Origin of the sequence: Coleofasciculus sp., from assembly GCF_046539235.1 — a bacterium.
Classification (GTDB): Bacteria; Cyanobacteriota; Cyanobacteriia; order Cyanobacteriales; family Coleofasciculaceae; genus Coleofasciculus.
In genome coordinates, this window is sequence record NZ_JBKHHI010000317.1 from 1 (window position 1) to 7926 (window position 7926).

Genomic DNA, 7926 nt, shown 5'->3' on the forward strand with positions numbered 1-7926 from the left:
GTGATCCAACTCAAGTAGTGGAATAAATATTACATTATTTTGGGCGCACGTCAATGCGCCCCTACAGATCTTGAACCAAATCAGCCCCTGGAGTCACCCCCGTATTCCGATCCTTTCTCGCCTTTCTTATCTCAAACAAAGCCTCCTTAATCACAACAGCCGTTGGTACCGCCACAATCACCCCCAATAATCCCCCCACCCTTACCCCAATTAACAGAGAAATAAACACCCAAAACGGATTTAATCCCGTAACACGACCAAAAATTCTCGGCGCTAATAAATTTTCCACAAGTTGCTGAAAAACCACCGCCACCGCTAATACCTGAACCCCTAAACCAATATCTCGCAGTGCCACAAGTAGTGTGACTAAAGCTATACCCACAGAACCGCCAAAGGGAACCAGTGCCATAACTCCAATCGTAAACCCAAATAACAACCCAAACGGAACCTTGAGTAAGACAAATAGCGAAATTAACCCCGACGCCATAAAAGTAGCAATAATAATCTGCCCGATAAAATAGTTTTGGAAGCTTAAGCGTAGAGTATTCGACGCTGATCTCTGTACTTTATTGGGTAACCATTCAATTAAACTACGCCAGACTTCCCTACCATGCTGGAGTAAATAAAATGTAGAAATAATGGTTAATAATACATCCAGAACCTTGGTTACTGTAAACACAGCTAAATTTAGGGTCAGATTCAAGCTTTTAGACGCAATAACTTGCAATTGTCCCTTCAGTCTGTCATTGATTTGAATAATTAAACCATCCAGGCTAATCGGCAAGTTTAAATCTTCCAACCTGTGATCCAACATGATCAACTGACGCCGCCCGGAATCGAACCATTCGGGTAAACGACTCACCAATTGTTGGGCTTGAGTAATAACTAGGGGAAATAACGTTACGCCAATTGCAAACAACAGCAATATCGCCACTAGAAATACGAATAACGCGGCTAATCCTCGCTTAATCCCCAGGGTTTCTAACCAGCTTACCGGATAGTTCAATAGGAAGGCTAACAGGGAAGCCGCTAACACCGTGACAAGTAGGGATTCAAAATAGGCGAAAATTTCCGAAAATGCCCATGCATTCAACACCGCCAAGGGTGCAGCCAAAGCGATGACTAATAATCGTGATGGGGGAGTTAGGGACTCCCACCAGCGCATTAACCTATTTTTGGGTGTGGATGACCCGGAATTGACCATCTAAGTAGGTGGGGACAATTGAAGTTAACGGTGGTGATCGTCATTTGTCATTAACGATTTCTCACTCACTCATCCTAACTAAGAATTACAGGTTTGCAGGAACTCAAAATTTGCTGTAGATTAACCACATCACCAATAACCGCGATCGCAGGGGCTTCAAATCCAGTTGCTTCCACTTGCTGCACAATGGTGTCCAGAGTACCAATTAAATGGTCTTGCTGCGGTGTGGTTCCCCAGCGAATCAAAGCCACCGGGGTGTCTGGAGAACGTCCCGCCGCGATAACTTGCGCTACGATATTGCCCAGATTATGCACCCCCATATAGATTACAATCGTTTCACTTCCCTGGGCGATCGCCTGCCAACTGACTTGGGGACGATACTTACCCACCGCTTCGTGACCGGTGACAAAGGTCACAGATGAACTATACTGGCGATGGGTCAAGGGAATCCCTATGTATGCGGGGGCTGCAATCCCCGATGTGATACCTGGAACCACTTCTACCGACACACCCGCCTGAATTAAATCCTCCATTTCTTCACCGCCGCGCCCAAAAACAAAGGGATCACCCCCTTTAAGGCGCACGACAACGGCATTGGTTTTGGCTTTCTCAATCAGCAACTGTGTGGTTTGTTCCTGGGGTAAGGAATGACGCCCACGCCGTTTTCCGCCATTAATTTTTTCCGCCTTGGGGTTAATCATTGCCAAAATCGGCGCACTGACTAAAGCGTCGTAGATTACCACATCGGCATGTTCTAACAAGGTTTTACCTTTGAGGGTAAATAATCCGGGATCTCCGGGACCCGCGCCGACTAAATAGACTTTACCGAGATAGGTAGGTTGATTCATGATCATTCAATAAAACCATTCATTTCAATTAATTTATAGTCCATACCCCTTATAAGTCACACTCATGTAGAATTGCTATATCTCCATCTCTCTTATCTCATCTTTCATGCTTATAATCTACGGGGACTGCCCAATTCATCTAGTTACTTAGGATACATAATACTAGGTATAATGACATTTTTGCATATAAACTATGCGACTTTAACATTTAAGTGGGTGGACACAATTAAAGTTAAGGGTTGAGATTAGGGAACTCTTAACAGGGAACAGTAAGAATTTAAGGCTTGTTAACATTTCTTAGTACAGCGGGCAGAATGCGCTGTAGGAGCAACCCGCCGCACAAAATTAACACGACTCACCCATTAATCTTATCGAGTCGCCCTGCATCCCGTATCAATAATTATCTGACACCGCGACACCGCCTACATTTAGACAAGGGCGAGTCGAGACAGGTTAATTCTAACACCGCCTACGATGAGCAGCGACTCGCCCCTACAACCAACCGCGATAATTGCCCCAATTTATCTAGATAAATTTTTGGATAAAAAATAATTCAACTTTAAGTAGGTTGGTGGAAATCAATTCAACTCTATTAAGTTATATAAATAGCCCTCAAACCCTTCCAAATGACAAATGAGAAATGACGAACTTATTGGTCATTGTGAGACACCAATAGTCCCACCTCTGAGGCTTTGCGAATCATAATCCTATCCCCTGGATTAACTGTCACTATCGTGGGATTATTATCCGCCACTAACTGTCCCACTTCCCGCGTGAGTTCCAGACTCAGTTCATCAGTTTCATCTAACAACAAGGGTTGTTTGGCTTGAGTCGGATTATTAAACGCCACACCTATCCCCTGACTAAATGTGCTGCGGGTTACAGAACGATAATAGCCGGTGGCGCCAAAAGGAGTAGCGACAACTACACCATCCCCAATCAGATTGGGATCAACTTCGTCTTGATTCAAACTTACCTTAAATCGGATAGCACGGATAGGGTTTTCGTTTCTCAGGATAATATCATTCACGCCTAATAATCGACCCTTCCCATGAATGGCTTCGAGTTTAATAATCTCCTTAAACTGACTTTTCCCCGCCTGAATCATTGCCAACATCTCATCCAGGGGTTCATCATGACACTTGAAGCAAACCAGACTGTCTTTAACCAGTAACTTGGGAATTCCAGGTTTTATTCGTTCCGCTTCTAGATAAGTTCCGTCTCCTCCTACGGTAATCATAAAGTCAGGAAAAGTCTCAGAATACTCAAATCCTTGTTTCTCAACTTGGCTCTTGACCTGTTGACCCTTTTCTAAGTTTTTGGCATAAATAGAAAATGTATTTAACTCCATGATAACCTTCTTGATTTCCCACCTAACCCAATCACCCGTCACCCGTTTCTGGGAAAGCCGAGGAATTGGCTGTCGCCTTGCTAATATACTGCAAAATTCGCTCAAAGTCACGACGAATTTCAGCTAATTGTTTTGCGTCTTTATTAGAACCCGCGATCGCGTCTAGTTCCTGCTGACGTCTGACACTAATCTGTTGCTCAAGTTTTCCATAGGTTTGTTGTTCTACAGTCCAGAGTTGAACATTAATTTGATTCTCTAGATGTTTAGCAATTGCCTGAAATTGACTGGTAATATAACGGATAATATCGTTCACTTGCTTTTCTCTATCCGCTGGGTATTCCCCAGTATCCGGTTCAGGTTTTTCCGAGAAAATGATTCTTGCCGAACTTAAGAAGTGGGAAATATGGATAATTGGAGTCATCGGTTCTACCGACTGCCAAGGTTTAACTTGAAACTCGGATAAATTTTGGGGATAGTTTTCTGACATCATCTTAACTGTATCCCTAAAGGTTTTCAGCCAATGCAATTGATGATGGATGCGTTGTGCCTTTTTAGAATTACCTGAATTGTGATTATTCTGTTTAGCCTGTTCCCACGATTCCAGTAAAATTTGCACCAGATTTCCTTTTAGTATTGTCACGATATTTTGGTGTAGGGATATCATCGCCTGGTTTAGGGTATTGGTTATTTTTTCGCCGACTTGTTCATAATGGTTTTGGATATTCAGTTCAGTCCGCTGAGTCAATTGTTCAAAGTTAAGTTGGCTACCCAAGGCTACTTGCAGTATATCGCCTTCTTGAGTAATCGCAGCAGATAGGCGCAGAATTATTCCCTGAATTTTAGTCCGCAGGCGATCGCGTTCTTGGTGTAGACTACGAGTTAGGCGGCTGAGTATCTCTAGATATATCGCGTCTTGGGGAGTGGTACGACTGATATGAAATTGCGCGTCATCTACACAGCTTAAGGCGATGCGAATCGGGGTATCAAAGCGGGTTAAATACCCTCGCTGTTCGACAAAGGTATCCAATGTCTGAATGAATGTGGAAAAACGACTCACGTCTCTGAGAAATTTATCCCCAGAATCGATTCCTTCACAGTAGTCTTTGGCATCGATAAAACATAAGGGAAATTCATCCAGGTTATAGGGATGTAAAGCTTCAGCTAAACTGCGGCGGTAGTTTGCCATTTTTTCCCGTTCCTCACCCGCCTCCTCGGACATTTTATTAATCACCAGCATCATTTTCCAGCGATAACCTTGATGGTAAGCTAACTGCTTAAAATTTTCCACCGTTATCGCGTCAAACAGCATCGAGGTGAGACAGAAAATCAACAAATCCGCCTTCGCGATCGCACTATAGGTTATTTCATCATGATCCTGCCGTTCTGTAAAGAGTCCAGGGGTATCAATGACCTCAATTCCTTGCCAATTATAACGGGTGATCTGATCCGTTGTAATATCAGAATGAATGGCAATATCTCGCCGCCCTGTCAACGCCGAAATCAGGGTGGATTTTCCCGCGCCATATTGTCCAACTACGACAACACTCAGCATTCCCTGATGGCGATAGGTATTAAGTTCCTGTCGTAGTTTTTGACGAATATCAGTGAGAGGCGTTCGATTTATTTTCGCCAGATATTTGTCAAATTTTATACAAGCTGTCGTTAACTTAGACGCGACAACCGCTGATTTAAATTGATTCGTCATTTGTCCTTGATCATTTGTTTATGTCATTTGTCTTATGTACAGTCGGGGCGGGTTTAGTTACATCTGGATGTAACCAAAAAGATAGTAGTGAAACCCGCCCCTACACAATCTTCCCCATCTCCCAGACGTAGCATGCTACGTCTCTACATTGCTCCCTCATCTACTGAAGCCGATGCATCGACACATCTTCTTGCAAAATTCGATTAATTTCCTGGCTGTCTAGATGAGAACGGACTTGAAATTTGGTTTGAATATCAATCTGTTTACCAAACTCCCGTTTCACTTGGGTAACTGTTTTATTAATTCCGGCTTCAGTCAAGGGTTCATAGTGGCTTTGACACCAATCAACAATCCGCTTGCTATACGCTAGATTAAGCAAATTAATCATCTGGTTGAGTTGTTGCTGAGGCTGATTAAACTGTTTTGAAATTAGCTCAAACTCTTGAATCAGCCCTTCAATATATCGCATAATACTCCCGGCTGCATGGCGATAATACTCGCGAAAACTATTAGCCGCTTGTTCCTCAAATTTGCGTTGACTGGCTCGGATTTGTGGCGTTAATAACTTAGACAATCGTTGAACGGCAAAATGGCGTTTTTGTTCGCGGGTTGTCAAAATGCCTAAAATGCTATTCAGCACAACCGCTCCCATCATCACCGTTTTGTTCACCGGGGGACTAAAATGAGTAACCAGGGTTTGGGACAGTCTCAAGAAACTCCCGCCAATTTGTGCAGCATTATCACTGTACAGATCAGCAGGACTTGGGAAAAATCGTAAATTATCCCCACCACTATGAGCCATTAATTGTAAATCGGTTCCCAGTTCAGATAAAGCAATTTCTACATCCCGATTGAAGTTTTGCACCGTTGTTTGATAGGCATGTTGCAGGCGATCATCAATTTGCAGCGCTTGCAGTTTATAGTCCCAATTTTGTCTTAAGCTGTCCTGACTAAAGTTCCAATTGGATTCAGCAAAATCTGGTAAACTATTGAAAATATCTTGAAAAATGCTGCCAATTTGATACTGGAGGAATTCCAGATGATCCTTACCCGCCGTTTTGATTTGCGCCTGTAAGGTTTCCCGTTGACGGGTGAGAGTAGCACTCAATTGTTGATAGCTTTGACGTTTCTGACTCATCCAGTGGTAGGGGCGTTCAATCGTACCCACAGTGGAACCGAGAAGCGTTTGCGATCGCCGAATCGCGCCATGCTTGACTAGGGATTCACGGATGGAGTCTAAAAAGTCCTGGATGCGACTGGCTTTGAGTAGTTTCTCTTGATTAGCTTGGTGTTCGGGTTCGCTTGCCATTTGCGCCGCCAGCAGCATGACGGGAATAATATCAAAGTAGTCGTTGGCATAATGATTTTGGGCATAGCGACGGATGCGATCAATATGTCCAGCAATTCCACTACTTCCTTCTAACGTAAAGAGTTTATCGGGATTTTTTAAGAAATAGTCTAAGCGACGCGGATCACGCAGGTTATATTTCAGGTTGAGCAGAATAATTAAAGGTTTTGCCTTGGCTTTTAACTGCTGCAAGAATTGAAACTCGGTTTCTTGGATGCTGTCATTGGTGACGACATAGCAAATCAGATCTGATTCTTCAATCACACTTTCGACAATTTCCTCTTCACTTTTCCCCCCTGGTGCGCCAATTCCGGGGGTATCAATAATGCGAATATTTTTCCAATCATACACTCGATTAAAGCGAGTCGTGCGCTGTCCCCCACTACCAATCGCTTCCCAACCTTCCCCAATAATAATCGCATGGAGGGTACTTTTGCCGACTTTGGTTTTTCCCATAACCGCCAGACTAAAATGGTGCAATGCGCGTTGTTTTGCCCAGAGGGATTCGCGTACAATGTCCAGTTCTTCTCCAATCTCGGCGGCTAGGGTTTGTTGGGTTTGGTTGAATTGATTGATCAGTTCTGGCGTGGTTGGGTTCGTTGGCTGCTGATGAATGGTTTGCTGGAGGTTTTCTAGGGTGAGTTTTAGGGTTTGATTTAAGCCGATTAACGTGGATTCAGTATCCGTGAGTGCGGTTTCAGCGAAGTGATAATCTTCCCTGGCGATAATACTATTGCGTTGCACCGCTTCTTCGTAGTCGGGTCCGGCTAAAAGGATTTGCCGTTGCAATTGAACAATGCGGCGTCCCAGAGTTTCGGGGGCGAAGGCGGCTAATTTGGCAATTAAGGTGCGGGATAAGATAGACTCTGCACCCATAAGTAAAATCGCGCTGAGTGAGAGTTTCTCGGTTTGAGACTCCCTATCTTTTTGCCGATTGGCTTGCAGGGTTTGGGCTTGAGTCACCATCTGTTCCACCTCTGTCGCATCCCAGTGCCAAATTTGCGCCACCTGTGCAATCATTTGCCGTTCTAAGGGGGAAAAGAGTCCATCGACATAAGCCAGCGCCAGGAGTTGCTGCATCGCTTCCTGTTGCTGTTCGGGGGGAATTTGCTGGGCGATGTTCTCAACAGGAAGGAGAGTTTTCTCTTGGGCGAGAATTTTCTCCATTTCTTGGATTGTCTGTTGTCCCACCTGAGTTTGATCTGCCAACTCATGCAAGAGTTTCGACTCTTCCCGATGAATTTGGCGATCGGCACAAACCAGATGGGTGAGTAAGAGAAAGGGGTAGTTGAGGGGTTCACTAGCCATGGGAGTGGTGTTGGGTAGGGTTACCTGGGGGTAAATGCTGGGGGTTAGGGATACCATGATATCGGAAAGCACAATAGGTTCTCCTATACAGTTCCCAGCCAAAGCGATCGCTTTCCCGGATGCTTTGACTGCAAACACCCAGGGGAAAGATGAGGGAGATGG

At 44.3% G+C, this 7926-nt stretch carries 5 protein-coding genes; all 5 read right to left on the minus strand.

Annotated elements, in window-relative coordinates; genetic code table 11:
- Positions 1–61: 61 nt before the first annotated feature.
- Complete coding sequence (locus tag ACLFWI_RS22420; protein ID WP_446414765.1) at positions 62–1204, minus strand: AI-2E family transporter; 1143 nt, start codon at positions 1202–1204, stop codon at positions 62–64.
- A 74-nt stretch (positions 1205–1278) separates the two neighbouring features.
- Positions 1279–2052 (minus strand): uroporphyrinogen-III C-methyltransferase, encoded by a 774-nt coding sequence (gene cobA, locus ACLFWI_RS22425; RefSeq protein ID WP_446414766.1) that lies wholly within the window; start codon positions 2050–2052, stop codon positions 1279–1281.
- Positions 2053–2701: 649 nt separating this feature from the next.
- The gene (locus ACLFWI_RS22430; protein ID WP_446414767.1) at positions 2702–3403 is read right to left on the minus strand and encodes a hypothetical protein; all 702 of its coding nucleotides are present in this window, start codon (positions 3401–3403) and stop codon (positions 2702–2704) included.
- A 31-nt stretch (positions 3404–3434) separates the two neighbouring features.
- Positions 3435–5108, minus strand: coding sequence for a GTPase (locus tag ACLFWI_RS22435; protein ID WP_446414768.1), 1674 nt, complete (start codon positions 5106–5108; stop codon positions 3435–3437).
- Between the two features lie 160 nt (positions 5109–5268).
- Positions 5269–7926 (minus strand): GTPase (locus ACLFWI_RS22440; RefSeq protein ID WP_446414769.1); only part of this gene is annotated, 2658 nt, incomplete at its 5' end.